Consider the following 20,198-nt stretch of genomic DNA (forward strand, 5'->3'; position numbering starts at 1 on the left):
TCTATGCGTCCCACGACCAGCCCGCCGCGCCCGCTGACCGGCCTGGCCACCATGCTCGACGCCGATTCCGGCACGGCGCGTTCGCCGCATGCCGCGATCACCGGCGTCACCATCGACTCCCGCCAGGTGCGGCGCGGAGACCTCTACGTCGCGCTTCCCGGCAGCCACGCCCACGGGGCGAGCTTCGCCGCCGAGGCCATGGCCCGCGGCGCGGTCGCCGTCCTCACCGATCCGGCCGGCCGCGACGCCGCGGTCGCGACCGGGTTGCCGGTGCTGGTCGTGCCGGAACCTCGCGGCCTGCTCGGGCAGCTCTCCTCCTGGGTGTACGGCCAGCCGTCCCACGACCTGTCGGTCATCGGCGTGACCGGCACGAGCGGCAAGTCCACGACCACGTTCCTGCTGGAGGCCGGGCTGCGCGCCGCGGGCCACACGACGGGCCTGATCGGCGGCGTGGAGATCCGGGCGGGCGAGGTGCGCTTCGAGTCGCGGCTGACCACGCCGGAGGCCTCGGAGTTGCACGGGCTGTTCGCCTTCATGCGCGAGCAGGGCGTCTCCTCGGCGGTGATGGAGGTCTCCAGCCACGCGCTGGCGCTGGGCCGCATCGACGGCATCTTCTACGACGTGGCCCTGTTCACGAACCTGTCGCAGGACCATCTCGACTTCCACCGCGACCTGGACGACTACTTCGCCACCAAGGTCAGGCTGTTCCAGCCGGAGCTGAGCCGGGCCGGCGTGACGAACCTGGACGACCTCCACGGGCGCGAGCTCCTGACGGTGGCCAAGATCCCGATGACGACGTTCTCACCCACGGGTGACCCGGAGGCCGACTGGCGGGCGCTCGACGTACGGCTGGGCGCCGACGGCAGCTCCTTCCGCGTCGTGGGCCCCGGCGGCGTCGAGGCCGACGCCCAGGTGGCGCTGCCGGGCTCGTTCAACGTCGCCAACGCGCTGGGCGCGATCGTGACGCTCGTGGAGGCGGGCGTGCCGCTCCAGGCCGCGGTGCACGGCGTGGGCACGCTGAAGGGCGTTCCCGGCCGCATGGAGCGGGTGACGACGTCCGAGGACGACTTCCAGGCCGTGGTCGACTACTCCCACAAGCCCGGTGCCGTCGAGTCGGTGCTCCATTCGCTGCGCCAGGTGACTTCTGGCAGGCTCACCATCGTGCTCGGCTGCGGCGGCGACCGCGATAGGGGCAAAAGGCCCATGATGGGAGAAGCTGCGGCGCGCCTCGCGGATGTGGCCATTTTCACCAGCGACAATCCACGCACAGAGGATCCTCTCCATATTCTTGCCGCGATGATGGAGGGGGCGCTCGGCGTTCCCCAGCATGAGCGCGCTCATGTGATCATTGAGCCCGACCGCGCGGCGGCGATCGACCTGGCAGTGCGCCGGGCCGGGCGCGGCGACGTGATCGTCGTGGCGGGCAAGGGCCACGAGCAGGGCCAGTACGTCTCAGGCGAAGTGATCCCCTTCGACGACCGCGAGGTGGTCGCCGAAGCGATCCACAGGAAGGTTTACCAATGATCCCGTTGCCACTGGCCAGGATCGCCGAGCTCACCTCGGGCGCTCTGTCGGGCATGGCCGACCCTCGGGCCGTGGTGCGCGGCCCCGTCGTGATCGACTCGCGGCAGGTCGAGCCGGGATCGTTGTTCGCCGCCTTCCGGGGCGCCAACGTCGACGGGCACGAGTACGCCGTCCAGGCGGTGCGCGCGGGCGCGGTGGCCGTGCTGGCCAGCCGTCCGGTCGAGGCGCCCACGGTGATCGTCCCCGACGTGGCCGCGGCTCTGGCAGCCCTGGCCACCGCGGTGGCCGGCTCGCTGCCGCAGGCGACCGTGCTCGGTGTGACCGGCTCGGCCGGCAAGACCACCACCAAGGACCTGCTGGCCCGCCTGACCGGCCGCATCGGGCCCACGATCGCGCCGGTCGGCTCGTTCAACAACGAGATCGGCCACCCGCTGACCGTCCTGAAGGCCGACCTCGACACCCGCTTCCTGGTGCTGGAGCTGAGCGCCCGCGACGCCGGGCACATCGCCCACCTGGCCGCCATCGCGCCGCCCAGCATCGGCGTGGTGCTCAACGTCGGCACCGCCCACCTCGGCGTCTTCGGCGGCAAGGACGCCATCGCCAAGGCCAAGGGCGAACTCGTCGAGGCGCTGCCCGCCACCGGCGTGGCCGTGCTCAACTCCGACGACCCGCTGGTGCGCGACATGGCCGGGCGCACCGACGCTCGCGTCACGTTCTTCGGCCGCGGCGAGGAAGCCGCCATCCGCGCCGAGGAGGTGACCGTCGACGAGCGTGGCCGCGCCTCCTTCCGGCTGCGCACGCCGTCCGGCGTCGCCTACGTGCGGCTGCGGCTGTACGGCGGGCACGCCGTCGACAACGCGCTGGCCGCGGCGGCGGCGGGCTACGAGCTCGGGCTGCCGGTGGCCACGATCGCCGAGGAACTGTCGGAGGCCGAGCCCCGCAGCCGCTGGCGCATGGAGGTCACCGACCGCCACGACGGCGTGACCGTGATCAACGACGCCTACAACGCCAACCCCGACTCCATGCGGGCCGCCTTCGAGGCGCTCGGCGTGGTCGGCGGCGGGCGGCGCCGCTTCGCCGTCATCGCCGCGCTGCGCGAGCTCGGCGAGGACAGCGCCACGCTCAACGAGGAACTGGGCCGCCTGGCGGGAAGCGCCGGCCTGGCCGGGCTGATCGTGGCTGGGCCCGACGCCGGGCCGGTGCTGGAGGGCGCGTTCGCCGCCTCCAGCCAGGTGGCGGCGGTCCAGGGGGCGCCGCCACCGGGCGCGCCGCCGGCGGGGCCGTACCCACAGCAGGGCACGCGGATCGTGCACGTGGCCGACGCGGAGGCGGCGGCGCAGGAGCTCGCTTCGTGGCTGTTGCCCGGTGACGCGGTGCTGGTCAAGGGCCCGCGGGCGATGGGGCTCGAACGCACGGCCGAGCGTGTACTCGGGAGCGCGCGGTGACCAACATCATCATCGCCGGCGCGGTGGGATTGATCCTGTCGATGCTCGGCACCCCCCTCGCCATCCGCCTGTTCGCCAGGCGGGGCTACGGACAGGAGGTCCGCGAGGACGGCGTCCAGGCGCACCTGAGCAAGAAGGGCACGCCCACGATGGGCGGCGTGGTGTTCGTGCTGGCCTCCCTGCTGGCCTACGGCGCCTCGCACCTGGTCACGTTCGAGTCGCCGACGATCTCGGGCCTGCTGGTGCTGTTCCTGATGACCGGGCTCGGCGCGGTCGGCTTCCTCGACGACTTCATCAAGATCTACAAGCAGCGCAGCCTCGGCCTGCGCTCGGGCGCCAAGGCGCTGGGCCAGCTGATCGTCGGCGCCGTCTTCGCGGTGCTGGTGACCCAGCAGGCCAACGTGTACGGCATCACGCCCGCCGAGACCCGGCTGTCGTTCCTGCGGGACTTCGGGCCGTCGATCGGCCTGGTCGGGTTCACCATCTGGGTGCTCATCATGATCGTCGGGTTCTCCAACGCGGTGAACCTCACCGACGGTCTCGACGGCCTGGCCAGCGGCGCGACCGCCGTGGTGCTGGGCGCGTACGTGCTGATCGGCAACTGGCAGCTGCGCAACAACTGCATCGACCAGCTCGGGCCCAACTGCTACTGGGTGCGCGACCCGCTCGACCTGGCGGTGGTGGCGGCGGCGGTGCTGGGCTCGCTGATCGGGTTCCTGTGGTGGAACGCCCCGCCGGCCAAGATCTTCATGGGCGACACCGGGTCGCTGGCGCTGGGCGGCGTGCTGGCCGGGCTGGCGATCGCCACCCGCACCCAGCTCCTGCTGATCATCCTGGCTGGCCTCTGCGTGATCATCACGATGTCGGTGATCATCCAGGTCGGGTTCTTCAAGATGACCGGTAAACGGGTCTTCCGCATGGCGCCGCTGCAGCACCACTTCGAGCTGAAGGGCTGGGCGGAGACCACGATCGTGGTCCGCTTCTGGCTGATCGCCGGGTTGTGCGCGGCCGTGGGACTCGGACTGTTCTACGTGGAGTGGATGCCGCGCCCATGACGTTGACGTGTGTCGCGGGGCTCGGAGTCTCCGGTACGGCCGCCGCCCGGGTGCTGGCCGAGCGGGGCGAGCGGGTCGTCGTCCTGGAGGCGGCCGAGGGGGAGCGCCAGCGGCTGGCCGCCGCCGAGCTGGCCCGCCTGGGCGTCGAGGTGCGCTTCGGCCCCATGGAACTGCCCGGGGAGGCCACCCGGCTGGTCACCACCGGCTGGGCGCCCCACCACCCGCTGATCGCCGCCGCGCTCGCGGCCGGCGTCGAGGTCGTGGGCGAGGTCGAGCTGGCCTGGCGGCTGCGCCCGGAGCGGGCGGCCCCCTGGCTGGCCCTGACCGGCACCAACGGCAAGACCACCGCCGTGCGCATGCTCACCTCGATGCTGCTGGCGGCGGGGGAGAAGGCGCTGGCCGTCGGGAACGTCGGCGTGCCGGTCGTGGAGGCCGTCGCCGAGCCGTACGACGTGCTGGCCGTGGAATTGTCCAGCTTCCAGCTGCACTGGTCGGGATCGCTGGCGCCCAAGGCGGCCGCGCTGCTCAACGTGGCCCCCGACCACCTCGACTGGCACGGCTCGCTGGAGGAGTACGCCGCCGCCAAGGCCAGGATCTTCGAGCGGGCGGCGACCGTGGTCTACAACGCCGACGACCCGATCGCGGCCGAGCTGGCGGCGCCGTACCCGGGCGCGGTGGGGTTCACGCTGCGGGTGCCGAGGGCGGGCGAGATCGGCGTGGTGGAGGACCTCATCGTCGACCGGGCCTTCTGCCCCGACCCCGTGCACGCCGCCGAGGAGCTCGCGAACCTGGCCGACGTGCACCCGTTCGCGCCGCACAACGTGGCCAACGCCCTGGCCGCCGCCGCTCTGGCCCGCGCGCACGGCGTACCGGCCGGGGCGGTACGGCAGGGCCTGCGGGACTTCGTGCCCGACCCGCACCGCATGGCGTTCGTCGAGCGGGTCGCCGAGGTCGACTACGTGGACGACTCCAAGGCCACCAACCCGCACGCCGCCGCCGCGGCCCTGGCCGCCTACCCGTCGGTCGTCTGGGTGGCCGGCGGCCAGCTCAAGGGCGCCGACGTCGAGGACCTCGTCCGCAAGGCCGCGCCGAGGCTGCGCGGAGCCGTGCTGCTCGGCGTGGACCGCGCCAGGATCGCCGAAGCGATGTCGCGACACGCGCCGAATGTCCCCGTGGTGGACATCGCCGACCAAGACACTGGGGTGATGGACCGCGTCGTCACCGAAGCCGCAGCGCTCGCCTCCCCCGGAGACACCGTGTTGCTGGCGCCCGCGGGCGCCTCGCTCGACATGTTCGCCAACTACCCGGCGCGGGGGGAGGCCTTCGCGCGAGCCGTACACGAGCACGGCCTGCGCCGGGAGCCGCGGACGTGAGCGCGACCACGGACGAGCGGCCCCGCAAGAGCGGCGCCGTCGAGGGGCCGTCGGTGTGGGCGCGCGAGCAGATGGGCGCGCTGCGCGAGCTGCTCGGCAAGCCGCTGACCACCTACTACCTGATCATCGGCTGCAGCGCGCTGCTGCTGATCCTCGGGCTCATGATGGTGCTGTCGGCCTCCAGCATCGAGGCGCTGAACAAGACCGGCAGCCCCTTCTCGTGGTTCATCAAGCAGTCGCTGTCGGCGGCGATCGGCGTGCCGGTCATGTACGTGTGCTCGCGGCTGCCGCACAAGTTCTTCCGCTGGGCGGGCTACCCGCTCATGGTGCTGTCGATCATCGCGCTGGTCATGGTGCTGTTCATCGGCTCCTCCGAGCTGGGCGCGCAGCGGTGGATCTACATCGGGCCGCTGACCGTCCAGCCGTCGGAGCCGGCCAAGCTCGGCCTGGCGCTGTGGGGCGCCGACATGCTGGCCCGCCGGGCGCGCGCCGGGCGGATCGAGTGGCGGCAGATGCTCATCCCGCTGATGCCGGGCACCGCGATCCTGGCCGTCATGGTCATGCTCGGGCGCGACCTCGGCACCACGCTCGTGCTCATGATGATCTTCCTGTCGCTGCTGTGGGTGGTGGGGGCGCCGCTGAAGCTGTTCGGCGGCATCCTCGGCGTGGCGGTGCTGGCCGCGGTCATCATGATCAAGGTCGAGCCGTACCGCATGGCCCGCATCGGCGCCTTCCTCGACCCGTGGGCCGAGGCGCAGGGCGCCGGGTACCAGGCCGTCCAGGGGCAGATCGCGATGGGCTCCGGCGGCTGGTTCGGGCTGGGGCTCGGGTCCAGCCGGCAGAAGTGGAGCTGGCTGCCGCACGGCGAGAGCGACTTCATCTTCGCCATCCTCGGCGAGGAGCTCGGCCTCATGGGCACGCTCGTCGTCGTCGCGCTGTTCGGCCTGCTCGGGTACGCCGGGCTGCGGGTGGCGGGACGGGTCAAGGACCCGTTCATCAGGCTCGCCGCCGCCGCGGTCGTGGCCTGGATCTGCGGCCAGGCCATCGTCAACATGGGCGCGGTGATCGGCGTGCTGCCGATCACCGGCATCCCGTTGCCGCTGGTCTCCTACGGCGGCTCGGCCCTGCTGCCGACGCTGGCCGCGCTCGGGATGCTCCTGTCGTTCGCCAAACAGGAACCCGGCGCGCGCGAGGCGCTGGCCGCTCGTGGCCCCGGACCGGCCGCTCGGGCTCTAAGCTGGCTTGGCCTGGGGGGAAGAACGAGCAGGGGCCGAGCGAGACGTTAGGGAGTGACCGATCATGAGGGTGGTCCTCGCCGGTGGCGGGACGGCCGGGCACATCGAGCCCGCTCTCGCCCTAGCGGACACGCTGCGCGGGCTGGACCCGGGCATCGGCATCACCTGCATGGGCACCGACCGCGGCCTGGAGACCCGGCTGGTGCCCGGCCGGGGGTATGAGCTGGAGCTCGTGCCCGCCGTACCCCTGCCCAGGGCGATCACCCCGCAGCTGCTGACCATGCCGGGCCGTCTGGCCGGAGCGGTCAACGCCGCGGCCGCGGTCCTCGACCGGGTGCGGGCCGACGTGCTCGTGGGCTTCGGCGGGTACGTGGCCACGCCCGCGTACCTGGCGGCCAAGCGGCGCGGCGTGCCCATCGTCGTGCACGAGGCGAACCCGCGCCCCGGCCTGGCCAACCGGCTGGGCGCCAAGCTCACCGACCACGTCTTCACCGGGCACCCCGACTGCGTGCTGGCCAAGGCCGAGTACATCGGCACGCCGCTGCGGCGCGAGATCGTCCAGCTCGACCGGCTGTCGATGGGCGACAAGGCGCGCTCCTGGTTCGGCCTGCAGACCGACCGGCCGACGCTGCTCGTCTTCGGCGGCTCCCAGGGCGCCCGCTCGATCAACCAGGCCGCGCTGGCCGCCTCGCCGGCCCTGCGCTCGGCGGGGGTGCAGGTGCTGCACGTCGTCGGCCCCAAGAACACCGTCGAGCGCGAGCCTCCGCCGGGCGACCCGCAGTACGTGCTGCTGCCCTACCTCGACCGCATGGACCTCGCCTACGCCGCCGCCGACCTGGCCCTGTGCCGCAGCGGCGCGCTCACCTGCGCGGAGCTGACCGCGGTCGGCCTGCCCGCGGCGTACGTGCCGCTGCCCCACGGCAACGGCGAGCAGCGGATCAACGCCGAACGCATCGCCGGCGGCGGCGGGGGGCTGCTCATCGACGATGCCGATTTGTCACCTGATTGGATCATCCGGAACGTGCTGCCCATCCTGCGGGACCCCGAACGCGTCGCCGTCATGTCCGAGGCCGCGGTCAGACTGGGGCGCAAGGACGCGGACATCACGCTGGCCAGGAAAGTGTTGGAGATAGCCCAATGAGTCTCGTGAAGCTGGTCGATCCGGTCGCCGCCGAGGACCTGGGGAGGGTCCACTTCATCGGCATCGGCGGCGCCGGGATGTCGGGCATCGCCCGCATCCTGCTCAAGCGCGGCGTACGCGTGACCGGCAGCGACGCCCGCGGCTCCGACCTGGTGAACGAGCTGCGCGAGCTCGGCGCGACCGTGCACATCGGGCACGCCGCCTCTCATGTCAAGGACGCCGACACCGTCGTGGTCTCCACCGCCATCCGCGACTCCAACCCCGAGCTGGGGGAGGCGCTCAAGCGCGGGGTGCGGGTCATCCCGCGGGCCGCCGCGCTCGCCTCGGTGATGGCCGGGCGCACCGCCGTGGCCATCGCCGGCACCCACGGCAAGACCACCACGACCTCGATGCTGACCGTGGCGCTGCAGAAGAGCGGGGCCGACCCGTCCTACTGCGTGGGCGGGCAACTGGTCACCACCGGGCTCGGCGCGGACGAGGGCAACGGCGACGTGTTCGTGGCCGAGGCCGACGAGAGCGACGGGTCGTTCCTGATGCTGGCGCCGGACATCGCGCTGGTGACGAACGTCGAGGCGGACCATCTCGACAACTACGGGGACCCGCGGGCCGTGTACGACAGCTTCAACCGCTTCGTGGAACGGGTCGGCTCGCTGCTGGTCATCTGCGCCGACGACCCGGGGTCGGCGGCGCTGGCCGAGGTGGCCGCCAGGCGCGGGCTGCGGGTCAGGACCTACGGCACCGAGTCCGACGACTACCGCGTCACCGGGGTGCGGCCCGACGGGTTCGGCACGCGCTTCACGATCGAGGGGCGCGGCGAGGTCAGGCTGGCCGTTCCCGGGGCGCACAACGCGCTCAACGCCACCGCGGTGGTGGCCGTGGCCGATGCCCTGGGCCTGCCGTTCGAGGAGATCAGGGACGGTCTGGCGGCCTTCACGGGGGCCAAGCGGCGCTTCGAGGCCAAGGGCGAGGCGGGCGGCGTGGCGGTCTTCGACAGCTACGCCCACCACCCCACCGAGCTGGCCGCCGACCTGCGGGCCGCCCGCGACGTGGTCGCCTCCTACTCGGGTGACGGCCGGGTCATCGCGGTCTTCCAGCCGCACCTGTACTCGCGTACCCGGTTCTTCGCCGACGAGTTCGGCGCGGCGCTCGGCCTGGCCGACCGCGCGATCGTCCTGGACGTCTACGGCGCCCGCGAGGATCCCGAGCCCGGGGTGTCCGGGGCCATGGTCGCCGAGCGGGTGGACCTGCCCGAATCCCACGTCGACTACGCGCCCGACAAGGCCGCCGTGCCCGCGCTGGTGGCGGACAAGGCGCGGCAGGGCGACATCGTCCTGACCATGGGCGCGGGCGACGTCACCGAGCTCGGGCCGCAGATCGTCGCGGAGCTGTCCACCCGGTGAGGGCACGGACCGCCTTCATCGGGCTGCTGACCGCCGGGGTCGTGGGCACGGCGGTATGGCTGGTTTTCTACTCACCTGTCCTCGGCGTGCGAAATGTCGAGATCGTGGGGAATCTCACAGTTCCCGCCGACCAGATCGAGCAGCAGGCCGCGATCGCCGCCCTGCACCCGCTGGCCACCGTCGACCTGGCCTCGGTCGAGAGCCGCGTGCTGGGCATCCGGCAGCTCGCGACCGTGAAGGCCGCGCGGGTGTGGCCGTCCACGCTGGAGATCACCGTCGCCGAACGCGAGCCGGTCGCCGTGCTGCCCGTGGGCGGGAAGGCGGCGCTCGTCGACAAGCAGGGCGTCGTGACCGAGATCCGCGCCGTCGGGCCGCCTGACCTGCCGGTGCTGCACATGGCCCGGCCCAGCCCGACCGACCCCGTGACGCTGGCGGCGCTCAAGGTCGTCAGCACCCTGCCGGACACGTTGTCGGGGAAGGTGAGGACGGTGCGGGCGTCGTCGGCCGAGGGGATCACGTTCGGTCTCAACGACGGGCGGACCGTGGTGTGGGGCGGCACCGACCGTGGCGAGGACAAGGCGGCCGTGCTGCTCTCCCTCCTGTCCCGCAAGGCGGACGTGTACGACGTCAGCTCGCCGGACGTGGTCACTCTCAAGTGATGCGCCCTCGTTGCGTCGTGCTTGTTCTCCGTTACGGCAAGCCGGGCTGACGTCACCCGCCGACTTGCCCTGGCGCAGGTCGGCGGGATCGCTTCTCACGTCGGACGTGGCCCCCGCCGTCACGGCCCCGGTCATGGGGCCGACGGCTTGCCAGGAGCTACCCTCCCGCCTGGCACCCGCCCTCCCGCCGCGCCGGCCGCCCCGGCGCACCCTTCCCCGCTCTCCGCCACTTGCCTTGCCTGTCTCGCCTGGTGGCGTCTTCCGGGTGGCCCGGCGCCCTTGCCTCGGTGGTGGCTGTGCGGTTCGCCGGATGGCCCTTGGCGGGTGTCCTCCGCGAGGGTGGCCCAAGGGGCTGCCCTGCCCCTTGATGAGGGGCGTGAGCTGGGGTGGGAGTGGGTTAACACATGTATTGCCCGGTGCGTGGTAGTTCCAGGGCAGGCCGCGGTGGCTTGGGGTGGTGAGGGTTTGGGAGGAGAATGGGTGGAGCCTGTCCGATCCGGGGGGTGGAGCGTGAGAGTCTGTATCCCGGACGGGAGCCCGGCCAGGCATGACACGGGAACGAATCGGACAGCCCGCGACACGCCGGACGTGCTTGCGGCGCGGTTAGTTGACCCGCCCGGAGCGTAACTCCTACTGTCCGTATCAATCCTCAGGTTGACATAAATCTAAATCTCAACCTGAGGTTGAGAGTTACCCGAAGTGAGAAATGGCGGAGAACAATCCGCACCGAAATGGCAAGTCAACGAGCGGAAAGGCCCCTCGTCGTGGCAGCACCGCAGAACTACCTCGCGGTCATCAAGGTCGTCGGCATCGGCGGCGGCGGAGTCAACGCCGTCAACCGGATGATCGAAGAGGGACTCAAGGGCGTCGAGTTCATCGCGATAAACACCGACGCCCAGGCGCTGCTGATGAGTGACGCCGACGTGAAACTGGACGTGGGCCGTGAGCTCACGCGCGGACTTGGCGCGGGCGCCAACCCCGATGTGGGGCGCAAGGCGGCCGAAGACCACCGTGAAGAGATCGAAGAGGTGCTCAAGGGCGCCGACATGGTCTTCGTCACGGCGGGCGAAGGCGGCGGCACCGGCACCGGTGGCGCGCCCGTGGTGGCCAACATCGCCAGGTCACTTGGCGCGCTGACGATAGGTGTGGTGACCAGGCCGTTCAGCTTCGAAGGGCGGCGCAGGGCCTCGCAGGCCGAAGCCGGCATCGAGACGCTGCGCGACGAGGTCGACACCCTGATCGTGATCCCGAACGACCGCCTGCTGTCGATCTCCGACCGCCAGGTCAGTGTTCTGGACGCCTTCAAGGCGGCCGACCAGGTGCTGCTGTCCGGTGTCCAGGGCATCACGGATCTGATCACCACGCCCGGTCTGATCAACCTGGACTTCGCGGATGTGAAATCCGTCATGTCCGGCGCCGGCTCGGCCCTCATGGGGATAGGGCATGCGCGCGGTGACGACCGTTCCGTGGCGGCGGCCGAGATGGCGGTATCCAGCCCGCTGCTCGAGGCGTCGATCGACGGCGCCCACGGGGTGCTGCTGTCCATCGCGGGCGGCTCCGACCTGGGCCTGTTCGAGATCAACGAGGCCGCTCAGCTGGTGTCCATGGCCGCCGCGCCGGACGCCAACATCATCTTCGGCACGGTCATCGACGACGCGCTCGGCGACGAGGTGCGGGTCACCGTCATCGCCGCCGGCTTCGACGAGGTGCCCAAGCTGCCTCCGGCCGCCGTACGGCCGGCCGCCTCGTCGGCCACCGCCGCCCAGGCCTCGGCCCCGGTGCGCCCGAGCGGCGTCCAGGCGCCGAGCGTGAAGGCCGAGCCGGTGGCGCCGCCGCGCGCGGAGCCCGCCCGTCCCGAGCCCGTACGCGCGGATTCGGTCCCCTACTCGCAGCTGCGCGCCGAGCCGATGCGCCCCGACCAGCGGCCCGAGCCCAGGCCCGAGCCCGTCCGCGCGGCCGAGCATCACACGCCGGAACCGGCGCCCGCGCAGTCGGCGCCCGCCGCCGCCCAGGTGGCTCCCGCGGTGGAGCCGGTCGCGGAGGAGCCGCCCGCCCCGGTCTCCATCCCCCGCCCGGCCCCCGAGCCCCCGAACCCGCCGACACCGATCAACTCCCGGATGTCGGAGCCGGCCAAGCGCCGTCCGGTGGTCTTCGAGGAGCAGGAAGAGGAACTGGACGTCCCGGACTTCCTCAAGTAGCCGCAGCTTCACTGTGCGCCCGCGCCGCAACCGGCGCGGGCGCTCTGCTGTCCACCGCCCCGCCGTCCCACGGCGGGAGACGTCTTGATGCCGGTTCCCGCCGGCCTGCGGCGAGGATGCTCCGCCGCCGGACCCGGTGACCCAGGGCGGGGATGCCCTGCTGCCGGGTTCCGCCCACATCCGGACCGGTGCTCTTCCGCCGGCGACATGCCGCCGTGGGCGCAGAGTGATCGAACTCACGTGCGAGGCCCCACCCTGCCCTGGAGTAGCGTTCTTACCGCAGGCCTCCTGGTGACGGCGGCCTGCCGTACAGGGAGAAAGGTGTGCAGTGACGCGCAAGGCGGAGATCGGCGAGCGGCTGGGCGAGGTGGAGGAGCGGATCGCGCGGGCGTGCCGCGCCGCCGGCAGGGACCGGGCGGAGGTGACGCTGATCGCGATCACCAAGACCTACCCCGCCGACGACGTGCGGATCCTCGCCGAGCTGGGTGTCCACGACGTCGGCGAGAACCGCGACCAGGAAGCCGCGGGCAAGGCCGCCGCATGCGCCGATCTGCCGTTGACCTGGCACTTCGTGGGGCAGTTGCAGACGAACAAGGTCAGGTCGGTGGTCGGGTACGCGGACGTGATCCACTCCGTCGACCGCGAGCGGCTGGCCAGGGCCATCTCGAAGGAGGCCGTCCGGGCGGGGCGTGAGGTGACGTGCCTGGTCCAGGTGGCGCTCGACGACGACCCGGAACGCGGCGGCGCGCTGCCCGCCGACGTGCCCGCGCTGGCCGACGTGATCGCGGCGGCCGACAGTCTGCGGCTGGGCGGGGTGATGGCGGTGGCGCCGCTGGGGGAGGATCCGGGCAAGGCGTTCGGCAGGCTGCGGGAGATCGCGCTCGCGCTTCAGTCGCGCCATCCGGGCGCGGCCATGGTGTCCGCGGGGATGAGTGGGGATTTGTCCGAGGCTGTCGCTCACGGCGCGACACACGTGCGGGTCGGTACGGCGTTGCTCGGTCGCCGCAAGCCCTTCGTCAGGTAATGTCCCCTCAAGTGGGTCTTAGTAGAGGTCGATCCGCGGTGAGCTCCAAGGGGGTACGGCTACCGCCTCGGGTCCCCGCCCGAGCGAGTGCGACCATGAGCAGGAGGACGACGTAGTATGGCCGGCGCGATGCGCAAGATGGCGGTCTACCTCGGTCTCGTGGAGGACGACCGTTACGAGAGGTACGAGGCCTACGCGGACTACGACCCTCCGTACGAGGAGGAGTCGCCGCGGACCGGTGAGGAGCGGGCCGTCACGGTCCAGGACCGCGACGACGAGACCGACCCCGGCGTACCCGCGCCGAGGCCCTCGACGACGGTTCTGGAGCGGCGTACCACCGACCTCGCGAGGATCACCACACTCCATCCGCGCACGTACAACGAGGCGCGTACGATCGGAGAGCACTTCCGGGACGGTACCCCGGTCATCATGAACTTGACTGAAATGGTTGACAGCGACGCCAAGCGGCTAGTGGATTTCGCGGCAGGTCTGGTCTTTGGCCTACATGGCAGCATTGAACGTGTTACCAACAAGGTGTTCCTGTTGTCCCCTGCCAATGTCGAGGTGACCGCCGAGGACAAGGCTCGAATCGCGGAACGCGGATTCTTCAACCAGAGTTAGAGTCTCTGTATGTCTATCGGACCCAACCTGGTCTCACCGAGACCGACGGGAGGGCTCATCAGAAGTGGAGGCGCGGCCACGCCGTGGGGATCGTAGGTCAGATCTTGGTGGTTGTCCTGTCCCTCTACCTGGTGTTGCTCATCGGAAGAATGATCTTTGAGACGGTGCAGGCGTTCGCCCGCCAGTGGCGGCCCTCCGGCGTCGTGCTGGTCCTCGCAGAGGCCACATACACCGCAACCGACCCACCTCTCAAGTTTCTCCGCCGTTTCATTCCTCCCCTCCGGTTGGGTACGGTGGCCTTTGACCTAAGCTTCACAGTCCTGTTCATCGTGGTGCTGATCCTGATCCAGATCGCTGGGTCACTCGCCAGGTGACGGGCCTGCGGGGTCCGGTCGAGAACCGACTCGTGTCCGCGCTGAAGTGATTCGGGTCTGCCCCCTCCGGACAGACTCCAAGCGCGCCAAGGAGACCAAAAAATGCCGCTGACGCCCGCTGACGTGCGGAACAAGCAGTTCAGTACCACCCGGCTACGGCCGGGCTACGACGAGGAAGAAGTAGACGCCTTCCTCGACGAGGTGGAAGCTGAGCTTGACCGCCTGATCCAAGAGAACGAGGAGCTTCGCGCCAAACTGGCCGAGTGCCTGCGTGGGAAGGTGCCCGGCGGCATGAACATGCCCATGGCCTCCGCCCCGGTGCAGGAGCCGAAGGCCGAGATGCAGCTGCCCCCGCAGCCGGAGCCCATGCGGGCCCCCGAGCCGCAGCCGATGCAGCCGATGCAGCCCATGCAGCCGCAGCCCCAGCCCGTCGCCATGAACATGCCTCCCGCCGAGGACAACATGGACACCGCGGCCCGCGTGCTCGCCCTCGCCCAGCAGACGGCCGACCAGGCCATCGCCGACGCCCGCCGCGAGGCGGACGAGACCGTCACCCGCGCCCGCCGCGAGGCCGACGACATCCTGACCAAGGCTCGCCGCCAGGCCGAGCAGGTCATCGGTGACGCCCGTGCCCGCGCCGAGACGCTGGAGCGCGACGCGCAGGAGCGCCACCGCCAGGCCATGGGCTCCCTCGTCCAGACCCGTGACGAGCTGGAGCGCAAGGTCGAGGAGCTGCGCAGCTTCGAGCGCGAGTACCGCAGCCGCCTCAAGCTCTACCTGGAGAACCAGCTCGCCGAGCTGAACGTCTCCGCGGAGGGCAGCGGCGGGTTCCCGGTTCTGCCGAACCCCGGCGCTCCGGCCATGACGCACGCCGTACCCCAGGGTGGTCAGCAGCCGCTTCCCGGCGGTCCCAGCCCGTTCGGCGGCGAGGCTCCCCAGGGCGCCTTCCCCGGCGCCGACGGCCCGCACAACGACCGCCGGTAAAGTAGCGGGTCAACACAAGGACCCGTCACTCGAGAGAGCCCCCTAGTGATCCTTATCAGTGCTGGTTTGGTGCTCGCGGCGGTTGTACTACTGATCGCGGGCTTCGTGCTGGCAAAGCCGTTCCTGATCATGTGGTCCATCGTGGTGAGCGTGCTTTCCGCGTTGTTCCTGGTGATCGGGGCGCTGCTGCGGCGTCATGAGCTGTTCCCCGGCGGGCGTGCCGGGGCCACGGCCACCCCTCCCGAACCCGCGAAGTTCGGGTACCCGCAGCCGCCGCACTCCGACCAGGCTCCCGCGGGAGCGCCGCCGTCTCCTCCGCGTCCCCAGACGTTCCAGCAGACGGCGACCGTCCCCTCACCGGCTCCCCGCCGGCCCGCGGCACGCGGGATCTCCCCGGACGCTCTCGTCCTGGTGATCCCCGGGCGCAAGCGTTACCACGTACCGGGATGCCGTCAGCTGATCGGACGGGATCACGAGGAGCTCACCTTCGAGGAGGCGCGCGAGGAGGGCTTCACGCCCTGCACGAGCTGCCTGCCCGACACGGCGCTCGGTGGACGGCAGCTGCCGCCTGCCGCCGACCCCGAGCCCGTCACGCCCCACCCCGCTGCCTCGCCGGAGACCAGGACCGTCTCCGCCGAGCTTCCGGCGGAACCCTCCGAGGCGACCCGCGACATCCGGCCTCCGGGCCCCGTCGCAGCGCCGAAGCCGGCCCCCGCCGCTTCCACCCCCACTCCGGAGTCCGGGTCCGGCCAGCCTGGCGGCTGGTTCGCCCCCAAAGCCTCTTCCTCCGGTACGGCGAAGCCCTCAGCGGCCGGTGACGACACCCCGCCCGCCCCGGGACCGGACGACGAGTCCGACGCCGAGACGACCAACCCGCACCTCCGGCTTCCCGCCATGGAGTCCCCGTCCAAGCCGCCGGCGGGCGGTCCCGCGAGCATGACGGGCAAGCCCGCGAGTGCGGACGCCGGGCCCGCGAGCCCCGCGGACGACAAGGCCCGGAAGGACGAGAAGCCCGCGACGGACAAGAGGCCCGGGACGGACGACGTGCCCGGGACGGACGAGCCCGAGCGGCCGGTCACGGCCGGGCATCCGGTCACCGGCGACAACGGCGCGGGCCGGCGGCCCGAGGCGCCGGTCGCCGACGAGGGCAGGGCCACCGGCAAAAGCCCGTCAGGACCTCGTGTGGCGCCCTATGTCGCCCCCACGGCCGCCAACGGCGAGGCCAAGCCCGCGACCCCGGAGAAGAAGCCTGAGCCCGGCTCACGGCCCACGCCCGCCGAGTCCTCGGCGGAGGGCAAGCCGGAGGCGCCGTCCCCGAAGCCGGAGCCGAAGTCACGACCGGCCGAGGACGGCGCCGATGACGACGCGTCCGCCAAGGACACGCGGCCGGGCACGGTGAAGGTCATCGTCGGCACGCGCCGCTACCACGGCACCGCCTGCCCGCTGATCCGCGGCGCCGGCGACACGGGTGTGGAGACCATGACGCTGGCCCAGGCCGAAGCCGCCGGGCTGACGAGCTGCTCGGTCTGCCAGAACGACCGCGAATCGGTCGGCTGACCGCCCCGCGCTCCAGGACGAAGCGGCCCCGCACACGAAAGACGCGGCCCCCGGGCATCGGGGACCGCGTCTTGTCCCATCTAGGCGCGGCGCAGCTGGAAGGTCAGCCCCAGGTCGGCGTCGGTGAACACCGGCAGCTCGGACGAGCCCTCCGTGACCGACAGGGCCAGGACCTCGTCGGCCACCAGCCCGCCGTCGGCCCGCAGCGCCTCGGCGAGGTCGGACGAGGCGGCCGTCCACCACAGGTCGATCCGGTCGGTGATGGCCAGGCCGCTCGACTTGCGGGCGTCCTGCACCAGGCGGATGACCTCGCGGATGAGCCCGGCCCTGCGCAGTTCGCCGGTCATGGCCAGGTCGAGGGCGACGGTCTCGCCGGTGCCGGTGTCGACGGCGCCGGTCTCCACCGCCCAGCCGGAGCGCGGCTGCTCGGTGACGATCACGTCGTCGGGGCCCACCTCGACCGTGCCGAGCTCGGCCGCCTCCAGCGAAGCCGTACCCCCGGAGCGCAGTGTGCGCGCCAGGGAGGTGGCGTCGGCGGCGGAGACGGCGGCGGCGACCAGCTTGGTCTGGGAGCCGAACCGCCTGCCCAGCGCGCGGAAGTTGGGCTTGACCGTGTAGGAGACGAGGTCGGAGCTGTAGCCGGACATGTCCTCCAGAGTCTGCACGTTCAGTTCGTCGGCGATGAGCTCGCGCAGTTCGGTGGGCAGGGCGGGCCAGTCGTGGGCGCCGACCAGCGCGCGGCCGAGCGGCTGGCGGGTCTTCACCCCCGACGAGGCGCGCGCGGAGCGGCCCAGTTCGACCAGCCGCCGCACCAGGGCCATCTGCTGGGACAACGCGGGGTCGAGCAGGTCCTCGCGTACGGCCGGCCACGAGGTCAGGTGCACCGAGGCGGGGTCGCCCTCCCGGCGCAGCACGTCCCACAGGTAGTCGGTGACGAACGGGGTGATCGGCGCCATGAGCCGCGTGACGGTCCCCAGGCACTCGTACAGGGTGGCGAAGGCGTCCTGCGAGCCCTGCCAGAACCGGCGGCGCGAGCGGCGCACGTACCAGTTGGACAGGTCGTCGAGGAACTCCGCCAGCCGGCGCCCGGCCCGCACGGTGTCGTACTCGTCGAGCGCCGCGCTCACCTCGGCGACGGTGCGGTGGAGCTCGGCCAGCGCCCAGCGGTCGATGAGCGGCCGCTCGGCGCCGGGGGAGGCGTCCTGCGGCGTCCAGGACGAGGCGTTGGCGTAGAGGGTGAAGAAGGAGGCGGTGTTCCAGTAGGTCAGCAGGACCTTCCTGACGATCTCCTCCAGCGTGCCGTGGCCGACCCGGCGCGCCGCCCAGGGCGAGCCCGAGCAGGCCATGAACCAGCGCAGGGCGTCGGCGCCGTGCTGGTCCATGAGCGGGATGGGCTGCAGCACGTTGCCCAGGTGCTTGCTCATCTTGCGGCCGTCCTCGGCCAGGATGAGGCCGAGGCAGAGCACGTTCTCGTAGGAGGACTGGCCGAAGGTCAGCGTGCCGACGGCCATGAGCGAGTAGAACCAGCCGCGGGTCTGGTCGGTGGCCTCGCAGATGAACTGCGCCGGGTAGACGCCCTCGGGCTTGCCGCGGGCGCCCCACTGGGCGAACGGCATCGAGCCGGAGTCGTACCAGGCGTCGATGACGTCGGGTACGCGCCGCGCCTCGGCCGAGCAGGACGGGCAGGGGAAGGACACGTCATCCACGAACGGGCGGTGGGGGTCGAGCGCGGACAGTTCCCGCCCGGCCAGCTCGCCCAGCTCCTCCAGGGAGCCGACGCAGGTGACGTGGCTCTCGTCGGCGGTGCACACCCACAGCGGCAGCGGCGTGCCCCAGTAGCGTGAGCGCGACAGCGACCAGTCGACGTTGTTGCGCAGCCACTCGCCGAAGCGGCCCCACTTGATCGTGTCGGGGAACCAGTTGGTCTTCTCGTTCTCGGCGAGCATCTGGTCCTTGACCGCGGTGGTGCGGATGTACCAGGAGGGCAGCGCGTAGTAGAGCAGCGCGGTGTGGCAGCGCCAGCAGTGGGGGTAGCTGTGCTCGAAGTGGCCGCCGCGGAACAGCAGGCCGCGGGCGCGCAGGTCCTCGGTGAGGCCCTCGTCGGCGTCCTTGAAGAACTGGCCGCCGACCATGGGCACGTCGTCGAGGAAGCGGCCGTCGGGGCCGATCGGGTTGACGACCGGCATGCCGTACTTCTTGCAGACCGTGAGGTCGTCGGCGCCGAACGCGGGCGCCTGGTGGACCAGGCCGGTGCCGTCCTCGACGGTGACGTAGTCGCCGAGCACGACGTAGTGCGCGCCCGGGATGTCGACGAGGTCGAAGGGGCGCGCGTAGGAGGTGTGCTCCAGCTCGCGGCCGGTGAAGCGGGCCACCTCGGTGGCGCCGTCGCCCAGCACGCCCAGCAGCGGCTCGGCGACCACGAGCACCTCGCCGTCGGCGGTGCGCGCGGCGACGTAGGTGACGTCGGGGTGTACGGCGACCGCGGTGTTGGACACCAGCGTCCACGGCGTCGTCGTCCAGACCAGCAGCGAGGCGCCGAGCTCCTGGAGGCGGCCCGAGGTGGCCGGCATGCGCACGTACACCGAGGGCGACGACACGGTCTCGTAGCCGCCCGGCTGGCCCAGCTCGTGGTCGGACAGGCCGGTGCCGCAGCGCGGGCAGTACGGGGTGATGCGGAAGTCGCGGAACAGCAGGCCCTTGTCGAAGATGACCTTCAGCGACCACCAGACCGACTCGACATAGGACGGGTCCATGGTCCGGTAGGCGGTGGACAGGTCGATCCAGTAGCCCATCCGCTCGGTGAGCTCTTCGAAGGCGTCGACGTGGCGCAGCACGGACTCGCGGCACTTGGCGTTGAACTCGGCGATGCCGTACGCCTCGATGTCCTTCTTGCCGGACAGGCCGAGTTCTTTCTCGATGCCGACCTCGACGGGCAGGCCGTGGCAGTCCCAGCCGGCCTTGCGGGGGACGCTGAAGCCCCGCATGGTCTTGTAGCGCGGGAACAGGTCCTTGAAGACGCGCGCCTCGACGTGGTGGACGCCGGGCAGGCCGTTGGCGGTGGGCGGGCCCTCGTAGAAGACCCACGACGGGTTGCCTTCGTTCTGCTCCACCGAGCGCTCGAAGATCTTCCCGTCGCGCCAGCGGTCGAGGACCTCGCGCTCGAGCGCGGGCAGGTCGACCTGCGCGGGAAGAGAGCGGAAAGAGTGGGAAGACATCTCGGGCGGGACCTCCACGCTGGTCACAAGCTGACAGGTGCGTGAAGGGACGAAGCCGGAGGGCTCCGCGGTACCACCCTTCTTGGCCCCGGAAAGGGCCCTCTTCGTTCAGGGCTGCGGCCGGTTCTAGTGAGCTCGGTGACGAGCCGTTCTTCCGGCGGCTCCGGGGTGATATCCCTCACAGTCGGGCCCCATCAACGCCTTGCAGGCTCAAACCATAACGCAGAGTGGAGCGAAAGACTTCCCCGTTTTCCGCGGGCCGCGTCCGTGGCGGGCAAAGCGGTGGGAATGGACTCTCCAGCGGAGGAGTTGAATGCGCGGGGCGGGATAGTACGGGAGGGGTAAACCGCACGGCGGGTCGTTTGCCGATCCGTTATCGGGCACCTAAGCTGC

Annotated in this window: 15 protein-coding genes; 14 read left to right on the forward strand and 1 reads right to left on the reverse strand. The window is 71.4% G+C overall.

Going from position 1 to position 20,198, the window contains the following annotated elements:
- Positions 1-3: 3 nt before the first annotated feature.
- From ACIBHY_RS02625 to ACIBHY_RS02690, 14 genes are all read left to right on the forward strand, one after another.
- Positions 4-1,524 carry a UDP-N-acetylmuramoyl-L-alanyl-D-glutamate--2,6-diaminopimelate ligase gene (locus ACIBHY_RS02625; protein WP_397305724.1) on the forward strand — a complete coding sequence of 507 codons (1,521 nt, stop codon included), beginning with the start codon at positions 4-6 and terminating at the stop codon, positions 1,522-1,524.
- On the forward strand, positions 1,521-2,969 hold the full coding sequence (murF, locus tag ACIBHY_RS02630) for a UDP-N-acetylmuramoyl-tripeptide--D-alanyl-D-alanine ligase (protein WP_397246167.1): 1,449 nt from the start codon (positions 1,521-1,523) through the stop codon (positions 2,967-2,969). The genes ACIBHY_RS02625 and murF overlap by 4 nt, the downstream gene beginning before the upstream one ends.
- A complete protein-coding gene (mraY, locus tag ACIBHY_RS02635) occupies positions 2,966-4,024 on the forward strand; it encodes a phospho-N-acetylmuramoyl-pentapeptide-transferase (protein WP_184960705.1) in 1,059 nt (352 codons plus the stop codon). Before murF ends, mraY begins: the two co-directional genes overlap by 4 nt.
- Positions 4,021-5,397 (forward strand): UDP-N-acetylmuramoyl-L-alanine--D-glutamate ligase, encoded by a 1,377-nt coding sequence (gene murD, locus ACIBHY_RS02640; RefSeq protein ID WP_397305725.1) that lies wholly within the window; start codon positions 4,021-4,023, stop codon positions 5,395-5,397. Before mraY ends, murD begins: the two co-directional genes overlap by 4 nt.
- The gene (gene ftsW, locus ACIBHY_RS02645) at positions 5,394-6,683 is read left to right on the forward strand and encodes a putative lipid II flippase FtsW (protein WP_397101582.1); all 1,290 of its coding nucleotides are present in this window, start codon (positions 5,394-5,396) and stop codon (positions 6,681-6,683) included. The genes murD and ftsW overlap by 4 nt, the downstream gene beginning before the upstream one ends.
- Positions 6,684-6,696: 13 nt before the next feature.
- Entirely contained in the window at positions 6,697-7,773 is a 1,077-nt protein-coding gene (gene murG, locus ACIBHY_RS02650) for an undecaprenyldiphospho-muramoylpentapeptide beta-N-acetylglucosaminyltransferase (protein WP_397246172.1), read from the forward strand.
- Positions 7,770-9,173 carry a UDP-N-acetylmuramate--L-alanine ligase gene (gene murC, locus ACIBHY_RS02655; protein WP_397246175.1) on the forward strand — a complete coding sequence of 468 codons (1,404 nt, stop codon included), beginning with the start codon at positions 7,770-7,772 and terminating at the stop codon, positions 9,171-9,173. The genes murG and murC overlap by 4 nt, the downstream gene beginning before the upstream one ends.
- On the forward strand, positions 9,170-9,832 hold the full coding sequence (locus tag ACIBHY_RS02660) for a cell division protein FtsQ/DivIB (protein WP_397246177.1): 663 nt from the start codon (positions 9,170-9,172) through the stop codon (positions 9,830-9,832). Before murC ends, ACIBHY_RS02660 begins: the two co-directional genes overlap by 4 nt.
- Before the next feature lie 764 nt (positions 9,833-10,596).
- On the forward strand, positions 10,597-12,030 hold the full coding sequence (ftsZ, locus tag ACIBHY_RS02665; RefSeq protein WP_397246179.1) for a cell division protein FtsZ: 1,434 nt from the start codon (positions 10,597-10,599) through the stop codon (positions 12,028-12,030).
- Between the two features lie 328 nt (positions 12,031-12,358).
- Entirely contained in the window at positions 12,359-13,054 is a 696-nt protein-coding gene (locus ACIBHY_RS02670; RefSeq protein ID WP_397246182.1) for a YggS family pyridoxal phosphate-dependent enzyme, read from the forward strand.
- Between the two features lie 117 nt (positions 13,055-13,171).
- Positions 13,172-13,675: a cell division protein SepF gene (locus ACIBHY_RS02675; RefSeq protein WP_397101592.1), complete on the forward strand. Its 504-nt coding sequence runs from the start codon at positions 13,172-13,174 to the stop codon at positions 13,673-13,675.
- Between the two features lie 83 nt (positions 13,676-13,758).
- Positions 13,759-14,049, forward strand: a complete 291-nt coding sequence (locus tag ACIBHY_RS02680) for a YggT family protein (RefSeq protein WP_184960716.1) — start codon at positions 13,759-13,761, stop codon at positions 14,047-14,049.
- A 102-nt stretch (positions 14,050-14,151) separates the two neighbouring features.
- A complete protein-coding gene (locus tag ACIBHY_RS02685; RefSeq protein ID WP_397246184.1) occupies positions 14,152-15,033 on the forward strand; it encodes a DivIVA domain-containing protein in 882 nt (293 codons plus the stop codon).
- Positions 15,034-15,138: 105 nt separating this feature from the next.
- Positions 15,139-16,590: a hypothetical protein gene (locus ACIBHY_RS02690; protein ID WP_397305726.1), complete on the forward strand. Its 1,452-nt coding sequence runs from the start codon at positions 15,139-15,141 to the stop codon at positions 16,588-16,590.
- An 80-nt stretch (positions 16,591-16,670) separates the two neighbouring features.
- Here ACIBHY_RS02690 and ileS read toward each other — a convergent pair whose 3' ends face one another.
- On the reverse strand, positions 16,671-19,805 hold the full coding sequence (gene ileS, locus ACIBHY_RS02695) for an isoleucine--tRNA ligase (protein WP_397305727.1): 3,135 nt from the start codon (positions 19,803-19,805) through the stop codon (positions 16,671-16,673).
- Between the last annotated feature and the right edge of the window lie 393 nt (positions 19,806-20,198).

The organism is Nonomuraea sp. NPDC050547, from assembly GCF_044457345.1.
Taxonomy (GTDB): domain Bacteria; phylum Actinomycetota; class Actinomycetes; order Streptosporangiales; family Streptosporangiaceae; genus Nonomuraea.